The following is a 16,718-nucleotide window of genomic DNA, read 5'->3' on the forward strand; positions in this document are numbered from 1 at the left end:
CATTTGCAACGAGTTTTTAATTCACTTTGGGGAAAGAGAATGAAATCAGGTCACTTCACGCTGGTAGCAAGCGCGATTCTTAGCGCATTAAGCGCCAGCGCCGCAGCAAATACCGAAACTTTAGAAACAGCGCCACAAAGTCAGCAGTTAGAACATGGTGCGGTAATGGAACGCATTGTCGTCACCGCCAGCGGTTTTCAGCGGAACTTGGTCGATGCGCCGGCAAGCGTCACCATCGTTACACGAGACGATCTGCAGCGTCGACCGTATGCCGGAATCGCTGATGCACTGCGGGATATTGAAGGCATCGATGTCGGCTCTGGGCAGGATAAAAACGGCAACATAAGTATCACCATGCGTGGTTTACCGGCTAATTACACCTTGATTCTTATCGACGGAAGACGGCAGAGCGATATTGGCGATATTGGCCCGAACAATTTTGGTAATAGTCAGTTTATGTACATGCCACCACTCGAAGCAATTGAACGTATTGAAGTCGTGCGCGGCCCAATGTCGACCCTGTATGGTGCCGACGCAATTGGCGGTGTTATCAATATTATCACGCGTAACAATCTCGACAGTTGGCACGGCAGTGTAACGCTTGGAGCGACGCTTCAGGAAGACCGGCAGTACGGTAACGACGATAAAACCGACCTGTATGTGACTGGCCCACTGACCGATAACCTCACACTTGCGCTCTATGGTTCCTTATTTACGCGGGGCACGACCGAACCTTCTTATCAAACGTCATTACCACTGCCGGATGGTACGTTATGGGAAGATTCAGGGAGCTTCGGTGACCGTAAAATTGTCGCCGCAAAAAACTGGAATGGCGGAGCGCGTCTTAACTGGCTCGTTAATGAAGGACATACCTTTGCGCTCGGCTATGACAGTGCCAAGCAGCGCTATGATAATCGCCTCGGTCAAGTTGGTACGCTCGATCAACCGGAAAGTCTATGGCGGGCGAGTAACGGGCAAGTACAGCCGCGCGTCGGCTATTCCGAGCATCAACGTGTTGAACGTGAACAGTGGGTGTTGTCGCATCGGCTCGAGCTAGCCGCGGGTACATGGAGTTCTGATCTGACTCAAAGCCGCAGTGCTAATTTGGGGCGTTCATTGCCGCTGACTGTGAGTGAACGGCAAGCGTTACAGACGATTTGGGATCGCGAAGTGGAACAACAGAACAGCACCCGGCCAGCCCTTACTGACCCTATTCGAGCAGAGCTCGATGCACTGTTTTTACCGCGACAGATGCGTGTCCTGGAGATTGACAACCTCATCATTGATACCCGTTTTGAGTCGATGATCGGTGACCATGCGTTTATTCTTGGTGGCCAGTGGTTTGATGCCGAAATGGAAGATGGTGTGTTTGGCATGTACGGCGATGACTATGCGACGGGAACGACACAAAATCACCGGCAATGGGCCTTATTTGCCGAGGACAACTGGGACCTAACACCGCAGTTAATTCTGACTTATGGTGCGCGTTTCGATGACCACTCGGTTTTTGGTTCGCAGTGGAGTCCGCGCGTTTACCTAAACTGGCGAGCGCACAGTGACTGGACGTTTAAGGGCGGTGTCAGCACTGGCTACAAAGCACCTGAACCCAATCAATTGTTTCCTGGCATTGTCGGCTTTGGTGGCCAAGGCGTGATCCCGATGGTCGGTTCTCCGCATTTGCAGCCGGAAACCAGTGTGAATTATGAAGTCGCCGCCTATTACGATAATGGCGATAATTTGAGTGCTAACCTAACACTGTTTATTAATGATTTCCGCGACAAAATCATTCGTCAAGACAACTTACCACATTGCGAGGTCGCCATTGGCAATGAGCCCTGTGTCGATATTGGTGAAGGCTGGGCCGAGCTTGGCTTTCAGCGCTTCGCACAGATGCAAAACGTTGATAAAGCGGAAACCCGAGGTGTGGAAATTGCCGCACGTTATCAATTACTGGATTACTGGACACTCAGTGGCAACTATACTTATACCGACAGTGAAGTGAAGAATGGCATCGACCGCGGCTTGCCACTGGTGAATACACCGAAGCACATGGCCAATGGTCGGCTAAGTTGGCAAGCAACATCAGCCTTAGATCTCGCGCTCATCGCCGAAATTCGTGGTGAACGTTATCGCGGAGTCGCGAACGTCAGTGGCCCGAGCGGACCAGAAACACAGAAGCTTTATTATAAAGCCTATGAACTCATGCACTTGAGCGCTAGTTATCAAATTAATGAGCAGTTACGAATCAACGCACGGGTGAATAATTTACTCGATAAGGATTTAACCAGCCGCTCATGTTACTTGGCGGAAACGCAAACTGAGTATGTCTGTTCACCCGATTTCAATACCGCTGAACGTGCCCGCAGTTTTTGGGTGTCAGTGAGCTATCAATTTTAATGTTCGTCAATCTAAATGACTAAGGATATACCTATGTTGAAAAAGCTAATGACCATCACGATCTTCAGTGCGTTATTTTCGATGGCTGTGTTTGCTGATCAAGAGCGGATTGATCACTACAAAGGGGAGCCGTCACCCACACTTGCGGTGGCGATGAAGAATTTTGTTGAATACAACCAGCGTTTACAGGCGGTCCTCGCTAAAAACGAATTAACGGTTGAGGATATGGTGTTAATTCATGAGCTAACCTACACCTTAGAAAATGCTTTGGAGCGTATTCGTGAGGACTTGGAAGAACTTGCTGAAACTTTAGAAGATGTACATGTGGCCTCGGAAACGATGGATTATGACACCGCTCAGAAGGCTGGAGCATTGTACTTAGAGACCGCTAAAATTGTCACTTCTGGTCAATAACAGACCAAGACGTTTAGCAGGGTAAAATTACAGTAAGTAGGCTTTGGTTTTATCCTGCTTTCGCCGACAATAGCGGCTCTATATGGTAAGGAGTGATGGTGATGAATAAATGTCTTGGTTTACCCATTCTGGCGTTTGCCGGCTTCAGTTTGATGGCGTGTTCGGCAATGAACGAGAACGACAGCGCCACAACGAACGAACCGGTTGAGCGTTTTGCTGCGCCGGGTGAGCAACAATTGCGAGCTTCAGGGAATGAGCCTTTCTGGTCACTTCAGGTGTTTGCTGAGCAGATCCACTTTCACCGCATGGGTGAAGAAGCCGAGGTATTTGCGCTGACGTCGCAAACGCAGTCGCCAGAAACGAGCCGCTATCGCTTTAGCAGTAATGCCTACGCCGGCACACTCGTGGTTCAAGCCGAAACTTGTCATGACAGCATGACCGGCATGCCTTATCCCTATACGGCATCGGTGCAAATACCGGGCGAGACGCTGCACGGCTGCGCAGGTGATCCTAGCCAATTATTACAGGTCAACCCATGGCAGTTTTATCAGCTCGATACCCATGCAGTCGCGGATCTGGTGTTAGTTACCCTGTATTTTGACGGTGAGCGAGTGAGTGGCAGTACGGGCTGTAATCGTTACTTTGGCGGTTATGAACTGACCGGTGAAAACCTCGTTTTCGGTAACCTAGGGGTGACCAAAATGGCCTGCGATGGCCCGCGCAATGAGGCCGAACAAGCGTTTTTAGCTGTCATTAACGACGTTCACCGTTTCGACATTGACGCTGAGGGTCATTTAATTCTGCACAGTTCGCATGGGCAAACCCTCAAAGCAAAACCGTATACGCCAGAAAAATAGCAAAAGGGCTCAATGTGAATTGAGCCTTTTTTTATAACCTGCTCAATTTAAGCGGTGTGTAAGGCAATCTTCATCATATGGGTAAAGGCTTGCTCACGGTCCTCGGCGCTTGCGGCTTCATGTGTTACCAAATGGTCGGAGACTGTCAAAATACAGGCCGCTCGTTTACCCAATACTTGCGCATTGTGAAAAAGCGCAAATGACTCCATTTCCACAGCGATTGTTGCTTGCTCGCGAAAGAGGCGTTCGTGAGCATCGACTTCGGCACGGTAGAACACATCACTGGAATGCACAGTGCCGACAGTCAAAGGTATATCGAGTTGTTTCGCGGCAAGCGTTAATGCTTCATTCAAGCTTGCGCTCGGGTGCGTGACTGGACTGACATAACCATTTTGTGTCCGTGCATAACTCGACTCGCTCCAAGCAGCTTGCGCTAAAACGACGTCATAGAGTTTAAGGTCGGAGGTATAGGCACCACAAGATCCAACCCGGATAATGGACTGCACACCGAAATGGGTAAACAATTCCCATGAATAAATTCCGATACTCGCCATGCCCATACCACTACCCATCACGGACACCGGTTTGCCTTGATAGGTGCCTGTGTAGGCGAGCATGTTGCGAACATGATTCACTTCACGGACATCTTGCAGAAACGTTTCGGCAATAAACTTGGCGCGCAGCGGGTCGCCGGGCATTAAGACCGTTTCAGCAAAATCACCGGGTTCAGCATGGATATGTGGGGTCATGGATACTCTCTAGGTTATTCGTGAAGCGCTCAGTATAACGAATGGGTCACACAAGTGCCTTGATCTGCGTCACTTTGCGTACGAGCGAATTTCGCTTACGAGTAATTCTAAAGGTTTTAGATCGGCCGCAATCTCTAACTGTTGTTGGGCGTGCTCGAGCGCAACCAACGCGCTTTGAATGGCGGCATCGCGTAAGTCTTGTTGTGGAAATTGAGCCAACGCCAGTAATGCTTTCTGCAAGCGCAGTTGTACTTCAGCGAGTGCCGCCCCATCGCGCGCAATGGGCCGATAGAGATCCGCCATGAGATCGCTAATTTGCAGTCGTTTGACATACAGCCGAGTGCATTGACAGTCAGCCGTATCCACTTCTTCGGTTGTCGCCCAAAGGCTAAGAATACGCACACCACGACCGATGATATCAATTGCCGTGCCAGGATCATTGACCGCCGGCGATAACGCTCGAGAGGCAATTTCCGCTAAAACACAGAGTCCAAATCGAGGATCTTGTTCATAGCTGCGCTCCTGGTCAATGGTAAAACAGGCCAATAATTTGTTTGTGTCTTCATCGCTCAGCGCTTCAGCGTCGTCTTTCTCGCTCATAACCCAAAGAATGGTCGTGTGCTCATGAACGAAGGCACCGGGTATCGCTGGTAAAAAGAGCTTTAACGATAACGATTCTGCGAGGTTTTGTAAGGCCGGTGAATCGATATGTTGAATGTAGCCGATTTCACGGCTGGTCAAGGCCGCTGCGTTGGCAGGTGGTTCTTCAAAGCTATCAATTCCGATTCCGCCCAAACAAGGTGTTTGCAAATAATGGCGTAGCGCTTGACTGGCTTCTTGCTCAACGCGATTAGTCGTGGCTCCAACTCGTCCTAACAGCGACAGGTGTTCAATCCAGCGTAAAATTGTAATGACGATCAGCGCAATCACAACCAGTGTGGCAATAAACAAAACAAACCGACCGTTGTGCCCATAACTGTCCGTTTGCACGGCGATAATGCCAACGAGACTGAAGAGGAACGAGCCGATGAACGTCGCTAACACATTCTGCGTGGTGGTGTCTTGGCGAATTAACTTTGTGGCGCGCGGGGTAACATTACTCGTGGCAGCGCTGTAAGCGGAAACCATCACCGTCAGCGAGAATGTGGTAACCGCCAGCATACTTGAGGCTAGGATATTGAGAATGTTATCCAGCGTATTCTGTTCGGCTTCAAACGGCAGTTCAAATGGCAGCAGGCGGTCGGCCAACATGGCAGTGAAAACGACAACGATGGCTAACAGTGCCATCAGTGTTGCACGCAACCAAAGTGCGCGGGTGAGGTGACCGAGAATCCATTGCCATTTTGAAAACATCCTGATTCCCTCAGTGACTAAACTAAACGTTTATGAGCAGACTAATACGCCATTACTGGGTTCGTTAACGATGCGCGGACGCTTCAACACCAGCTCAGCGGCTGGTTCTGGCCAGCGCTCATGGAATGACATCCGGCCCCGTATGGGACAGGTGCTGACGCGGTAGGTTTGGCCATCGACACTTTTGATTTCTACATCGAATAGCACCGGCCGTGTCAGCGGATTTCGTAACGACATGAGCATGCCATAGTTGCCACGGATTTGCGTGAAGTAAAACTCGAAAGTGCGTTCGGGATTTGTACGCTCGGTGACGTGACGCATGTGTTGTACTTGTTGGAATTCATCAAACTCAATCTCAACCAACACGCGTTCACCGGGCAGAATGGTGATCTCATTGTCGTAGACGACCGGCCAATATTGGTCATAGTCGAAAGACACTTCACCGCTTGGTGTTGCTAAGAGCACCTGCGTTGAAGTACGACAGTTGCGCTGCGTGTCACAAACTTCCTCGATAGTCGGTTCAGGTGCTTGGACCTCTGCAACTTGGCTAGGCGTTTGCTCTTCAGACGTCGACATACAGCCCGATAACACGAGCAAAGCGAGCGTGGTGCCAAGAAAAGACTTAGTCGATACGTTCATTGGTTATTCCATATTCGGTTAGAGTTCACGGGCTAGACCGGTCTGACTTTGACTACGGACAAACTGTTTAAGTGTATCAGTCGCCGCAGGTAGATTGCTGACAAACGCACTTAACTCACTCACATTCATTGGTTTCGCCATGAGAAATCCTTGGACTTCATGGCAACCATGCTTGAGCAAAAACTTCAACTGCTCGGTGTTTTCGACGCCTTCGCCGACAACTTTTAAGTCAAGCGAGTGTGCCATGGCTAATATCGTTCTGACAATTGTCCGGTCATCGTCATCGTGCTCAATGTCGCGAATGAAAGAACGATCGATTTTCACTTCATGAATGGGCAAACGACGGAGAATATTCAAGGACGAATAGCCAGTTCCAAAGTCGTCGATAGACAGGTGGATCTTTGCTTGCCTCAGTGCTGATAGAGCTCTCAATGTTTCTTCAAAATTATTGATCACCGCGGTCTCCGTCAGTTCCAACGTCAAAAGTGACCAGTCGTTGAGGTGAGCAAGGCGTTGATAGAAGCGCTCAACCGAATTGGCTTCGGCAAAGTCGATCGCTGATACATTGATGGACAGCTGTGGCACTTGGGTCCCTAAAAGGTCGGATGCGGTGAGCTCAGCGATTGCATGTTCAAAGACGTAGTCCGTAATTCGGCTAATCAAGCCTTGTTGTTCAGCCAGCGCAATAAATGTATCAGGACGGATCGGGCCCAAGTGGGGATGATTCCAGCGTAGTAGAGCCTCAACACCCGTTAACTGCATGGAGTGTGTTGCAAACATGGGTTGGTAGGCAACAGTCAGCCCCTTATTTTCAATGGCGTGGCGAAGATCTGCGGTTAACTGTAAGCGCGAGTGGATGCTTTCACCAAAGAAATGGTCATACAGTCGCAACTGCCCGGGGCCAAGGTTCTTTGCTTCTTCTTGGGCGAGGTTCGCGCACGCAAGCAGGTCCTTCAAGTTATCGGCGTCGCTCGGGAACATTGCCAACCCGGCGCCTATCATCAATTCACTTTGGTAGCCCTCGACTTTGAGTTTTTTAAAGTCTTCTTGCAACTCGCGAACAAGTAACACGGCATTCTCGGTATTTTTTACATTCAGCAGCGCAACTGCAAACTCATCGGCACCGATGCGAGCGATTAAGTTTGGCTGTTCGGCAAAAAAGTCATGCATAAGATTAGCAAAGTCGGTCAGTAATTGATCACCGACGGCGTGGCTACAGACATGATTGATACGACGAAAATCGTCAATGTTAAATGTAATTAGGGCTACTTTTTGTTGGTTTTCGCTGGCAAAAGCCAACTCACTTGCTAATTCACGCCGAAACATGTGTTGATTAAGGAGTTGGGTCAGCTCATCACGGGAAGACAGCGTTCGTTCCTTTTGTAAGCCATGATAAAGCAATACGTATAGAAGCACGGCGGTAATTGCTACATAGCTCCAGCCTTTATAGGTTTGTAGTTGGGTGAGTGTTTGCACATCATCAACAATAGTTTCGAGGAATCGGTCGGAATAAAGAATCCAAACAACCCCAAAAACCAAGTAAATCATTGTTCGCCAAAATGCGCTATGTCGAGGAGACTGCAAGAGATTAACCCTTTTTATTGGACGTTAATGTAAAGATAGCAGCGGTTTGGTAGAAAGGAAATTATCTTCTGCGATTCCGGTGGCTATATTTTAGTAGGCAAGCTAGGTTAGAATATCCGCCCCAAAATGAGGTGAAAAACATGTCTGACGTCGAATTATTTGTGCCTGGCCAAACCCCAGCGAAAGCATCCGCTGACCGAGTCGCTGCAGATGGCAAAGCGACCATTGGTTTTGTGAGTCTTGGCTGCCCGAAAAACCTCGTCGATTCTGAGCGAATTCTAACTCAGTTGCGGACCGAGGGGTACGACATTGTGCCAAACTACGACAACGCAGACATGGTGATTGTGAACACCTGTGGGTTTATTGATTCTGCGGTTCAAGAGTCACTCGATGCCATTGGTGAAGCGCTCAAAGAGAATGGCAAAGTATTGGTCACTGGCTGTTTAGGCGCTCGCGATGATGAGATTCGTGAAGTGCACCCGAACGTGTTGGCCATTACCGGGCCGCATGCCTATGAAGAAGTCATGAGCCAAGTGCATGAGCACTTACCAAAACCGGAATTCATTCCATTTGAGCAGCTCGTTCCAGAAACTGGCGTTAAACTAACGCCGAAACATTTCGCCTATTTAAAGATTTCAGAAGGCTGTAATCACCGCTGCACATTCTGCATCATTCCGTCGATGCGCGGTGACTTAGTCAGTCGCCCAGTCGGCAATGTCTTGGATGAAGCAAAGCGTTTGGCCAATGCTGGGGTGAAAGAGTTACTGGTGATTTCGCAAGACACCAGTGCGTATGGTGTTGATGTGAAACACAAGCTCGGGTTTTGGGATGGTCGCCCAGTAAAAACACGCATGCTTGAGCTGTGTGAAGCGTTAGCTGATTTAGGTGTTTGGGTGCGACTCCATTACGTTTACCCGTATCCTTCCGTTGACGATGTGATTCCGCTGATGGCCAGTGGCAAAATTTTGCCCTACTTAGATATTCCGTTTCAGCACGCCAGCAAACGAATTTTGAAATTGATGAAGCGACCTGGTTCTTCTGACCGCGTGCTTGAGCGGGTGAAGAAATGGCGCGAAATGTGTCCAGACTTGGTTATTCGCAGCACCTTTATTGTTGGTTTCCCGGGTGAAACGGAAGAAGATTTTGAAGAATTGCTGGAGTTCTTGCGTGAGGCACAACTCGACCGTGTCGGTTGCTTTACCTATTCACCGGTCGAGGGAGCGAAAGCCAACGAACTTCCAGATCCAGTGCCGGAAGCGATTAAGCAAGAGCGTTATGAACGGTTTATGGCCGTCGCCCAAGAAATTAGTGCTGCAAAATTACAGGCGCGAGTCGGCCAAGAAATGTTGGTTCTGATTGACGAAGTCGGTCCTGACGGAGCTGTGGGGCGGAGCTATGCTGACGCGCCAGAAATTGATGGTGTCGTCTTTTTAACCGACGAAACAGACGTCAAGCCAGGGGACAAAATCTGGGTTGAAATTATTCATACCGATGAATATGACTTGTGGGGCGTTCGCGTCGACGACGACCCAGAGGCTTAACTAAATGAATCCCGCTCGGTTTGCCTAGCGGGATTTTTTAAAAGTGAAAGCTTAAACCAATCCGGCCGCTACGGTCGTTCGCATAAATGCCGACAGCGGCATAGATATCCAACCGACGCCACGCACGGTAGCGCCCCTCGCCGTGCCAGCTGGTCGTACTCATACCGCCATTTTTCTGCCATTGAAAATAGCTGGTAATATCGACGTTCGGTGTCAACATCCCGCGCATACCAAACTGAGTGATGATTCCGTGGCGATTGAGATTATAGTCGTTCGTTTCAAACTCGACGCGTGTCACGCCACCGAGTAAAAAGATGTCAGCCTGCGGACTGGCAGCATAACGAACACCACCCATAAACGACTGTTGATAGCCATTGTAATCGCGCTTCACGCCATTGATGCGATTCTTAATCGAGCCACCGTTGGTTTCAATTCGAAAAAGACCATGCTCACGGACATTGGAGCTAGCACGAATACCCAAAAAATCGGCTTCGCGGTTATCGTGTCGATTGAATTCATGGTGATAATAAAGATCGACGATACGCCAGTTTGGACCCGCGTCTGAGTCTTGGGCGCCAGCGGTCATCGAAACGGATGCCATGAGAAGAGCGATGAAAAGCCAGCTGCCGATAGTGTTCCTGTTCAATGTCCCGCACCTATGGATTGCTTATTACCAAGTTGGTCTCTTGCGATTGTAGCAAAAAATGAGATCTAGTTTGTATTAGTTTCGAACATGACCACCCGGTTGCGTCCTGCTCGTTTTGCCTCGTACATCGACTGATCGGCAAAGCGTAATAACTCATCGACGGATTGCGAATGCTGAGGATAAAGTGCAATGCCAATACAGGCGGCAATCTGAATACGGTGTTCCTGGACGAGGATGGGTTCACAGACGGCTTGTCGAATTTTATCAGCGACGCGAAGAGCGGTTGATTCCGCGGCTTGATGATCATAAAAGCCGGGCAAAGCGATAACGAATTCGTCACCACCAATGCGTGCAATGAGGTCCGACTGACGCAAGTTTAACTGCAGTCGCCGCGCAACTTCTTGCAAGACTTGGTCGCCAATGGCGTGGCCGTAGCTATCGTTGACGGGTTTAAAATAGTCGAGATCGACAAAGAGTAAGGCAAGACAGTAATTCTCGCGCTGACTAATTTTCAGTTGCTGATGCAATAACTGAGTAAACAATGTGCGATTAGGCAGCTGGGTTAGGACGTCATAATGGGCGAGTTGCTGAATGTACTCTTGATGTAGCTTCTTGTTGGTGATATCTAACGCATAGCCATGGAAAAGGATGCTGCCGTCGGGGAGCTTTTCGAAGACGTCGAACGCTTCGACCCAAACAAGACTGCCGTCGGGCTTCACAATTCGAAACTCTTGGCTCCACGCGGTGTTCTCTCCTATGGCTTGTTGACTGGTCGCAAACACTCGTTCGCGGTCATCTTTGTGAATGCGGTTTAACAAAGCGTCACTGCTTGCAAGCACTTCTTCGGGGGCAATACCGAGGACTTTTTTGGAGTTCTCAGATGCATACAGGTACTGAAAAGTCCCATCGGGATCTTGCTTCAAGGTGTAAAGAAAATAGGGCAAGTGCTGCGCGAGTGCATGCAGCAGTCCGAATTCACGTTGGTTCGATTGTGCTGGCGTCATGTGTCGTTTACTCTTCGGGTCCGTGAAGCCCTTGGTCTAAGCCCAGCATATCGGATTACAAAGTAAACGCAAAGTATAGGATTGATACAGAATAAAAAAAGCCGGAATAAATTATTCCGGCTCTTCAATCTGTCGGTGATTAAGCGCTCAACGACGCGATTTCTTGACTCGCAACTTCAATTGCTTGCGTCCGTGCTTCCGGGCTTAAATTTACACCTTCGGCGCGAATAATGGTGATATCGTCAACACCAATAAAGCCAAGAATGGTTTTTAAGTAGCTTTCCTGATATTCCATCGCTGCTGCTGCGCCTTCCGAATAGATACCGCCGCGTGCAGATGCAATATACACCTTCTTGCCCTTGACTAGGCCTTCTGGACCGTTTTCAGTGTAACGGAATGTGCGACCGGCTTGAGCAATGCGATCGAGCCAAGCTTTTAACTGGCTTGGAATCGAAAAGTTATACATTGGTGCGCCGATGACCAAGACATCAGCAGCAAACAGTTCTTCTAACAGCGTTTCGGTTAGCGCTAGTTCAACCTGTTGCTTCTCGGTGCGCTGTTCTGCTTCTGCACCACCGGCCAGCAGAATTTCTGCATCGAGGTGGCTAATCGGCGTATTAATCAAATCACGATCAATCACGGTTGCCGCTGGGTTTTCTTGCTGCAAGCGGGCAACAATTTTATCGCTCAGTTGACGACTGACAGACTGGTCACCGAAGAGACCTGTTTGTAAATGTAAAATGTTCATACTTCACCTCGTTGGGGGGAATCGGTTTAACAATTTTGATGATGGACTGATTATAAAGTTGTTCCATTTAACTAACTAGATGGCTAATATGAAAACTGTCGTTCCAAAAATGGAACAATGACGAGGTTATCATGAAAGACATCACCAATTTGGCGCTGTTTGCTCACGTCATTGAAGCGGGCAGCTTCAGCGCGGCGGCACGGCAATTACAGATGCCTAAATCTACGTTAAGTCGGCGTATTTCAGATCTCGAAGAAGAGTTGGGTGTGCGGCTATTGAATCGGACGACACGGAAATTATACCTGACGGATGTCGGACGAGAGTTTCTCGTCCATTGTCAAACTGTCGTTGCTGCCGCAAACGCTGCGGAGCAGATTACCCAGTTCGTACAAGAAAAGCCGCGCGGAAAAGTGCGCATTAGTAGTCCCTACCCAATTAGTCAGTCGTTGTTGGTGCAAATACTTCCTGCCTTTATGGAGCGCTATCCGGACGTCACCTTAGATTTAGTGATGACCAACAATCCAGTGAATTTGATTGAGCAACAAGTGGATATCGCTTTACGAGTGCGCCCAGAAATCGAAGAGTCATCGCTGATTGCTCGTGAGCTGTTGCCGTCAGCAAGTGCTTTGTATGCGAGCCCAGCTTTGATTGCTGAATACGGCGCCCCGAAAGAACCCACTGATTTGATGAACTGGCCCGCATTATCGATGCACTTCTCGTCAGGCCGGTATGCATGGCAATTCAGTGGGCCTGCGAATGAAACCATCTCATTAAGTTTGCAGCCGCGATTGATTACCGACGACTTATGGATGCTGCGCGAAGCGGCTCGCCATGGTCAAGGGGTGGTGGCATTGCCGACTTACCTTTGTCATGAGTACCAAGCGCTTGGGTACTTGCAACGCGTGCTGCCGGCTTGGAAGCTTCCGGTTGGAAAACTGCACATGGTGTACCCTTATCGTCGCGGTTTATTACCTGCGGTTCGTGTGTTGATCGATTTTCTTGTAGCGGAAATGCCGAAAGCAGCGGGAATCGCTGGGATTGGACGTGAAAGTGATGGCTAGCAAAAAGCGACGAGCACGGTGGCTCGCCGCTGTAGCGGCTTAAAGATGTTTCAAAACGTGTTCAGCGCTACTGACGTCAAATTGTTTTTCTGATTCGACGAACAAATTGGCCACCACACCGTCTTTGATAATCATGGCGAAGCGTTTGCTGCGGACGCCACCAAACGCACCTGTGTCCATACTCAGGCCAAGCTGCTCAACCCAGACGCCATTGCCATCGGAGAGCATGGTTACTTTGCCCTCTGCACCTTGTTCTTTGGCCCACGATGCCATAACAAAAGCGTCGTTAACGGCGAGGCAATAAATACCTTTGACACCTTTGCCCATAAACGTGTCAAAGTGCTCGATATAGCCCGGCAAGTGCTGCTCTGAACAGGTTGGCGTGAATGCTCCGGGGACGGCGAAAAGTACGTAGGTGCCTGATTTAAAAGTTTCTGCAGGATTCAGTTGATCCATGCCAATTTGACCTTTCGTGGTTAATACGCCTTCGGGAATCTGTTGTTGTTCAGTAATCATGTCAATTTCTCGCATTTAAGTATGAAGTCATCAAGTGAGTATAGATAATTTCTAGGGTTCTGCAGCGAATCCGCGTCGATGAATACGCCCGTCGTGCTAGTCCGGTTTAAATTGCCAAACTTTCTCTTCAAGGAGTTGCAGGTAAGGAACTTCTCCGGGGTGATTTTCAAACCAACGTAAGAGGCTTTTAAGAAAGCGCGGGTCACGTCGAATGGTGTCGATATGCGCGTTTATCTGTTCGGTCATTTGCTGCCCCCATGCATTGTTGGTGCAACCAATTGCTCCGAGCACGTGAGTTCCGGCGGTTTCTTTGATTTCCAGAAAGACCAATGACGAGTCACCTTGTTCGACGTTGACCTGATGAAGAATCTGATAGTCAATGGTGTAATCAATACGATTGGCTTTAATCATGGCCAGAATCGCTAGCGTCGCATTCTCGCCCGTATGAATGAGCCGATAGCCGCCAATCGACGATTGTGCGTCAATAATGTGCTGCAGCGCTGGATACTGCCGCCCGGCTGGAAAACCAAAACGCCATTCTGGATCTTGCATCAAAGCTGCTAATTCGATCGGTTGGCCATAACGCTCGGTCATTCGTCGCGCGTTTTCAGTCGAGGTTATAATCCCGTGAGGAAAATAAAAGTGGGTCGGCAAGGTGAACACTGCCGTGTTGTTTTCAGGACGATAAATCATACATGGAAAACATTGATTCCGCTGCTCGAACTGCTGGGTAATCCGCGTTTGCGCAAACACCGATCGGGTTTTTTGCACAAAGGGTAATTGCTCGTCGACCACGTCAATGAGCACATCACAAATACCTTGGCCTTGATAGTCACCAGAGACGAAATGAAAAGGGGGAGCGGCGTTAATGACCCAGGGTAAAACATCGCTGCGCTCTGTATCTGATGCATTTGTGAAAGGCGTAAAAAAGAGCAACAACAGGCCTAACAAGGCAACAAAGCCGAGTGCTGGAGAACGAAAACGAATCACGTTCAACGTGTGTGCCATTGTTGCTCCTGACTGCGAAAGAAACCACATTTAGAGTCGCAGTATAATGGAAAAGCAGAGGTAACGAGTTGAATTTTTTCGTACTCAGCAATCTGAATTTACAATACAGGGCAGAATTCAAGGGTGAAACGGCTGTACAGCGTGAATAGTTCACGTATGATTTCGTTAACAAATAACAATAAATATTGATAGGTGTTCCATGGAAGATTCGAATCGCTGGCAACAGGTCGCAAAAAATTATGTGTGGTATTTGCGTTTCGACAATACAGTTTTGATTGTGTTGTTGGGCATTTTCGTCGGTCTGTCCTGGTTTTGGGACCGCATTCCAAATTGGCTAACGTATTCCGCTGCTGGCGTTTTGCTGGCGATTTGGTTAATTCTGGTGCTCTTTTGGGCACCACGTCGCTATCGAGTCACACGCTATCGCTTGGATGCTGATCGCGTGCACTTTCAATTGGGGGCGTGGTGGCGAAAGGAAATTTCGGTAACCCATAATCGCTTACAGCACATCGAGATTCAGCAAGGACCGGTTGAACGAATATTGAAGATTTCTCGTGTGATTCTCTACACCGCAGGCGGCACCGGTGCTGATCTCGTGATTCCGGGATTGCCGCTAGCGACGAGTGAAGCGATTCGTAACGATCTGATGCAGGAGATCGCCGACGAGGTGGTCAGCGATGAGTCGATTACCAGTGCCGTGCGCGACAATGACGAAGCATTGCCGTCTGCTGATTTGCCCGAAGACGCTCAGGAGCGCCCGCATGACCGCTAAAAACGCAGGCTGGAGTCGGCTGCCGTTGATTGCGTTGTTGGCGTTTTTCATCAGTAGCATCCGTTTATTCATTCGTTTTCTCTATCAAGCGGTTCCCGCTTTTTTAGGCGTGTACATTGCCTTTCGCAATCAGTTGCATTTACTGCCGTATGTCATCGCTGGGCTCGTCTTGCTCTTGTTGATCGCCACCTTCTTGCGTTATCGCCGTTTCTTGTGGCAATTCGATGAACAACGCATTCGGGTCAAGCAAGGCGTGTTTAAAGTGACTGAATTGAATTTAGGGTATGAGCGCATTCAGCAAGCCGATATTCGCAAGCCGATTTGGTTGCGACCGTTTAAGCTGACAGTACTTGTTTTGCAAAGCGCTGGGAGTAAAGGCAAGGAAGTTGAACTGCCGGCCTTGCAGGAAGAAACGGCGGTATTGTTGCAGCAACGTGTCTTGGCCAAAAGTGACGACGCCAGCAGTGCAGACGAAGTGTCGGGCGAAGCCAATCCAAACACGCCTGCCAATTTTGAAATTCAGTTAGAAAACAGTGAAGTATGGCGGATTGGCGTTATGCAGAATGTGTTGATTGTTGTCGGTGCGTTACTTGCGTTTGTCTTCGCCAACCAAACCTTCTCGTCCTATGTCACCGAACAAGTCGAGTTGTTTGTTGCCGGATTTGACTCAACGTATGAAGCCGTGATCGTCATCGTCGCCATGATTTTAATGGTGTTAGCTGTGATTGTCGCGCTGGCAACGCTCTATTTCTTTAACTTGTTTTATGGCTACCATCTGCAACGCCATGGTGAGCGAGTGCATTATCGAGCGGGCTTGCTTAGCTCCTTGTCGCGCAGTTTCCGCATGCCAAAATTACAACTGGTCGATATTCGCCAAGGCATGGTCGGCCGCTTGCTGAAGCGATTTAGTATGCGCATCCTGCAAGCGGGTGCAATTAATGAGAAGGCGGAAGGGCGATTCACTGTGCCTATTCTCGATGAGCAGCGGTTTGCCGACTTGACCAATGACTTAAACTTCACCCAAGCGACGTGGCAGCGCGTGCACGTTGGCTTTCTGTTTCGACTCTGGTTAGTTGCTGGTGTTGTCGCTACGGCGACCTTAGGCTGGATTGCCGGCATTGTTGCCGTTGTGGTGGTTTTGCTTTGGCGTTTGGTTTGGTGGCGGCGTTTCGGTTGGCATGCAGATCAACATTGGGTTGCCGTTCGGACTGCTTGGATTGGTCAACGACAGCGTTGGGTACCCGCCGCGAAAATGCAACGTGTCGCCATTAAGCAAGCGCCTTGGCAGCGCTGGTTGGGGTGTTGTAACTTACTCATTGATACAGCGGGTGGACGTTTGACTATACCGTGGTTAAAACAAGAAAAAGCCGAGCAGCTTAAGCAGCAGTTATTGGATTTAACCGCAACGAATCAGCGCCGCTGGATGTAA

General features: G+C 49.2%; 16 protein-coding genes. 7 read left to right on the forward strand and 9 right to left on the reverse strand.

The window, feature by feature from the left end; translation table 11 throughout:
- The first annotated feature begins 39 nt into the window (after positions 1-39).
- The 3 genes from LAT77_RS02895 to LAT77_RS02905 all read left to right on the forward strand — a co-directional run bounded on the left by LAT77_RS02895 (position 40) and on the right by LAT77_RS02905 (position 3,668).
- The gene (locus tag LAT77_RS02895; protein WP_290563040.1) at positions 40-2,397 is read left to right on the forward strand and encodes a TonB-dependent receptor; all 2,358 of its coding nucleotides are present in this window, start codon (positions 40-42) and stop codon (positions 2,395-2,397) included.
- 33 nt (positions 2,398-2,430) lie between these two features.
- Complete coding sequence (locus tag LAT77_RS02900; RefSeq protein WP_290563041.1) at positions 2,431-2,811, forward strand: DUF6746 family protein; 381 nt, start codon at positions 2,431-2,433, stop codon at positions 2,809-2,811.
- 101 nt (positions 2,812-2,912) lie between these two features.
- Positions 2,913-3,668 (forward strand): META domain-containing protein, encoded by a 756-nt coding sequence (locus tag LAT77_RS02905; protein ID WP_290563042.1) that lies wholly within the window; start codon positions 2,913-2,915, stop codon positions 3,666-3,668.
- A gap of 47 nt (positions 3,669-3,715) precedes the next feature.
- On the opposite strand, the gene deoD is transcribed toward LAT77_RS02905, so the two are convergent.
- From deoD to LAT77_RS02925, 4 genes are all read right to left on the reverse strand, one after another.
- Positions 3,716-4,417 carry a purine-nucleoside phosphorylase gene (gene deoD / locus LAT77_RS02910; RefSeq protein WP_290563043.1) on the reverse strand — a complete coding sequence of 234 codons (702 nt, stop codon included), beginning with the start codon at positions 4,415-4,417 and terminating at the stop codon, positions 3,716-3,718.
- Positions 4,418-4,486: 69 nt separating this feature from the next.
- Positions 4,487-5,770 carry a DUF2254 domain-containing protein gene (locus LAT77_RS02915; RefSeq protein WP_290563044.1) on the reverse strand — a complete coding sequence of 428 codons (1,284 nt, stop codon included), beginning with the start codon at positions 5,768-5,770 and terminating at the stop codon, positions 4,487-4,489.
- A 30-nt stretch (positions 5,771-5,800) separates the two neighbouring features.
- Complete coding sequence (locus tag LAT77_RS02920; RefSeq protein WP_290563045.1) at positions 5,801-6,409, reverse strand: hypothetical protein; 609 nt, start codon at positions 6,407-6,409, stop codon at positions 5,801-5,803.
- Between the two features lie 18 nt (positions 6,410-6,427).
- Entirely contained in the window at positions 6,428-7,957 is a 1,530-nt protein-coding gene (locus LAT77_RS02925) for a bifunctional diguanylate cyclase/phosphodiesterase (protein WP_290563046.1), read from the reverse strand.
- A gap of 176 nt (positions 7,958-8,133) precedes the next feature.
- On the opposite strand from LAT77_RS02925, the gene rimO reads away from it, so the two are divergent.
- Positions 8,134-9,534 (forward strand): 30S ribosomal protein S12 methylthiotransferase RimO, encoded by a 1,401-nt coding sequence (rimO, locus tag LAT77_RS02930; protein WP_290563047.1) that lies wholly within the window; start codon positions 8,134-8,136, stop codon positions 9,532-9,534.
- A 37-nt stretch (positions 9,535-9,571) separates the two neighbouring features.
- On the opposite strand, the gene LAT77_RS02935 is transcribed toward rimO, so the two are convergent.
- The 3 genes from LAT77_RS02935 to LAT77_RS02945 form a co-directional block, all read right to left on the reverse strand.
- Positions 9,572-10,135: a hypothetical protein gene (locus tag LAT77_RS02935; protein WP_290563048.1), complete on the reverse strand. Its 564-nt coding sequence runs from the start codon at positions 10,133-10,135 to the stop codon at positions 9,572-9,574.
- 110 nt (positions 10,136-10,245) lie between these two features.
- A complete protein-coding gene (locus LAT77_RS02940; RefSeq protein WP_290563049.1) occupies positions 10,246-11,184 on the reverse strand; it encodes a sensor domain-containing diguanylate cyclase in 939 nt (312 codons plus the stop codon).
- A 139-nt stretch (positions 11,185-11,323) separates the two neighbouring features.
- Complete coding sequence (locus tag LAT77_RS02945; RefSeq protein WP_290563050.1) at positions 11,324-11,932, reverse strand: FMN-dependent NADH-azoreductase; 609 nt, start codon at positions 11,930-11,932, stop codon at positions 11,324-11,326.
- Positions 11,933-12,063: 131 nt separating this feature from the next.
- On the opposite strand from LAT77_RS02945, the gene LAT77_RS02950 reads away from it, so the two are divergent.
- Positions 12,064-12,993: a LysR substrate-binding domain-containing protein gene (locus LAT77_RS02950; RefSeq protein WP_290563051.1), complete on the forward strand. Its 930-nt coding sequence runs from the start codon at positions 12,064-12,066 to the stop codon at positions 12,991-12,993.
- A gap of 39 nt (positions 12,994-13,032) precedes the next feature.
- Here the strand turns inward: LAT77_RS02950 and LAT77_RS02955 are convergent, their stop codons facing one another.
- Both LAT77_RS02955 and LAT77_RS02960 read right to left on the reverse strand, forming a co-directional pair.
- A complete protein-coding gene (locus tag LAT77_RS02955; RefSeq protein ID WP_290563052.1) occupies positions 13,033-13,509 on the reverse strand; it encodes a peroxiredoxin in 477 nt (158 codons plus the stop codon).
- A 96-nt stretch (positions 13,510-13,605) separates the two neighbouring features.
- Positions 13,606-14,517: a hypothetical protein gene (locus LAT77_RS02960; protein ID WP_290563053.1), complete on the reverse strand. Its 912-nt coding sequence runs from the start codon at positions 14,515-14,517 to the stop codon at positions 13,606-13,608.
- Between the two features lie 199 nt (positions 14,518-14,716).
- On the opposite strand from LAT77_RS02960, the gene LAT77_RS02965 reads away from it, so the two are divergent.
- Both LAT77_RS02965 and LAT77_RS02970 read left to right on the forward strand, forming a co-directional pair.
- Entirely contained in the window at positions 14,717-15,289 is a 573-nt protein-coding gene (locus tag LAT77_RS02965; RefSeq protein WP_290563054.1) for a PH domain-containing protein, read from the forward strand.
- Positions 15,279-16,718, forward strand: coding sequence for a PH domain-containing protein (locus tag LAT77_RS02970; RefSeq protein ID WP_290563055.1), 1,440 nt, complete (start codon positions 15,279-15,281; stop codon positions 16,716-16,718). The genes LAT77_RS02965 and LAT77_RS02970 overlap by 11 nt, the downstream gene beginning before the upstream one ends.

It is taken from the genome of Aliidiomarina sp. (assembly GCF_022565475.1).
GTDB lineage: Bacteria > Pseudomonadota > Gammaproteobacteria > Enterobacterales > Alteromonadaceae > Aliidiomarina.

What these genes read in the sequence shown, in the direction of transcription:
- LAT77_RS02940 (WP_290563049.1), bottom strand. Translation starts at nt 11,184, where the DNA reads ATGACGCCAGCACAATCGAACCAACGTGAATTCGGACTGCTGCATGCA.
- LAT77_RS02970 (WP_290563055.1), top strand. Translation starts at nt 15,279, where the DNA reads ATGACCGCTAAAAACGCAGGCTGGAGTCGGCTGCCGTTGATTGCGTTG.
- LAT77_RS02935 (WP_290563048.1), bottom strand. Translation starts at nt 10,135, where the DNA reads ATGGCATCCGTTTCGATGACCGCTGGCGCCCAAGACTCAGACGCGGGT.
- rimO (WP_290563047.1), top strand. Translation starts at nt 8,134, where the DNA reads ATGTCTGACGTCGAATTATTTGTGCCTGGCCAAACCCCAGCGAAAGCA.
- LAT77_RS02900 (WP_290563041.1), top strand. Translation starts at nt 2,431, where the DNA reads ATGTTGAAAAAGCTAATGACCATCACGATCTTCAGTGCGTTATTTTCG.
- LAT77_RS02895 (WP_290563040.1), top strand. Translation starts at nt 40, where the DNA reads ATGAAATCAGGTCACTTCACGCTGGTAGCAAGCGCGATTCTTAGCGCA.
- LAT77_RS02965 (WP_290563054.1), top strand. Translation starts at nt 14,717, where the DNA reads ATGGAAGATTCGAATCGCTGGCAACAGGTCGCAAAAAATTATGTGTGG.
- LAT77_RS02955 (WP_290563052.1), bottom strand. Translation starts at nt 13,509, where the DNA reads ATGATTACTGAACAACAACAGATTCCCGAAGGCGTATTAACCACGAAA.
- LAT77_RS02960 (WP_290563053.1), bottom strand. Translation starts at nt 14,517, where the DNA reads ATGGCACACACGTTGAACGTGATTCGTTTTCGTTCTCCAGCACTCGGC.
- LAT77_RS02915 (WP_290563044.1), bottom strand. Translation starts at nt 5,770, where the DNA reads ATGTTTTCAAAATGGCAATGGATTCTCGGTCACCTCACCCGCGCACTT.
- LAT77_RS02905 (WP_290563042.1), top strand. Translation starts at nt 2,913, where the DNA reads ATGAATAAATGTCTTGGTTTACCCATTCTGGCGTTTGCCGGCTTCAGT.
- LAT77_RS02945 (WP_290563050.1), bottom strand. Translation starts at nt 11,932, where the DNA reads ATGAACATTTTACATTTACAAACAGGTCTCTTCGGTGACCAGTCTGTC.
- LAT77_RS02950 (WP_290563051.1), top strand. Translation starts at nt 12,064, where the DNA reads ATGAAAGACATCACCAATTTGGCGCTGTTTGCTCACGTCATTGAAGCG.
- deoD (WP_290563043.1), bottom strand. Translation starts at nt 4,417, where the DNA reads ATGACCCCACATATCCATGCTGAACCCGGTGATTTTGCTGAAACGGTC.
- LAT77_RS02920 (WP_290563045.1), bottom strand. Translation starts at nt 6,409, where the DNA reads ATGAACGTATCGACTAAGTCTTTTCTTGGCACCACGCTCGCTTTGCTC.
- LAT77_RS02925 (WP_290563046.1), bottom strand. Translation starts at nt 7,957, where the DNA reads ATGATTTACTTGGTTTTTGGGGTTGTTTGGATTCTTTATTCCGACCGA.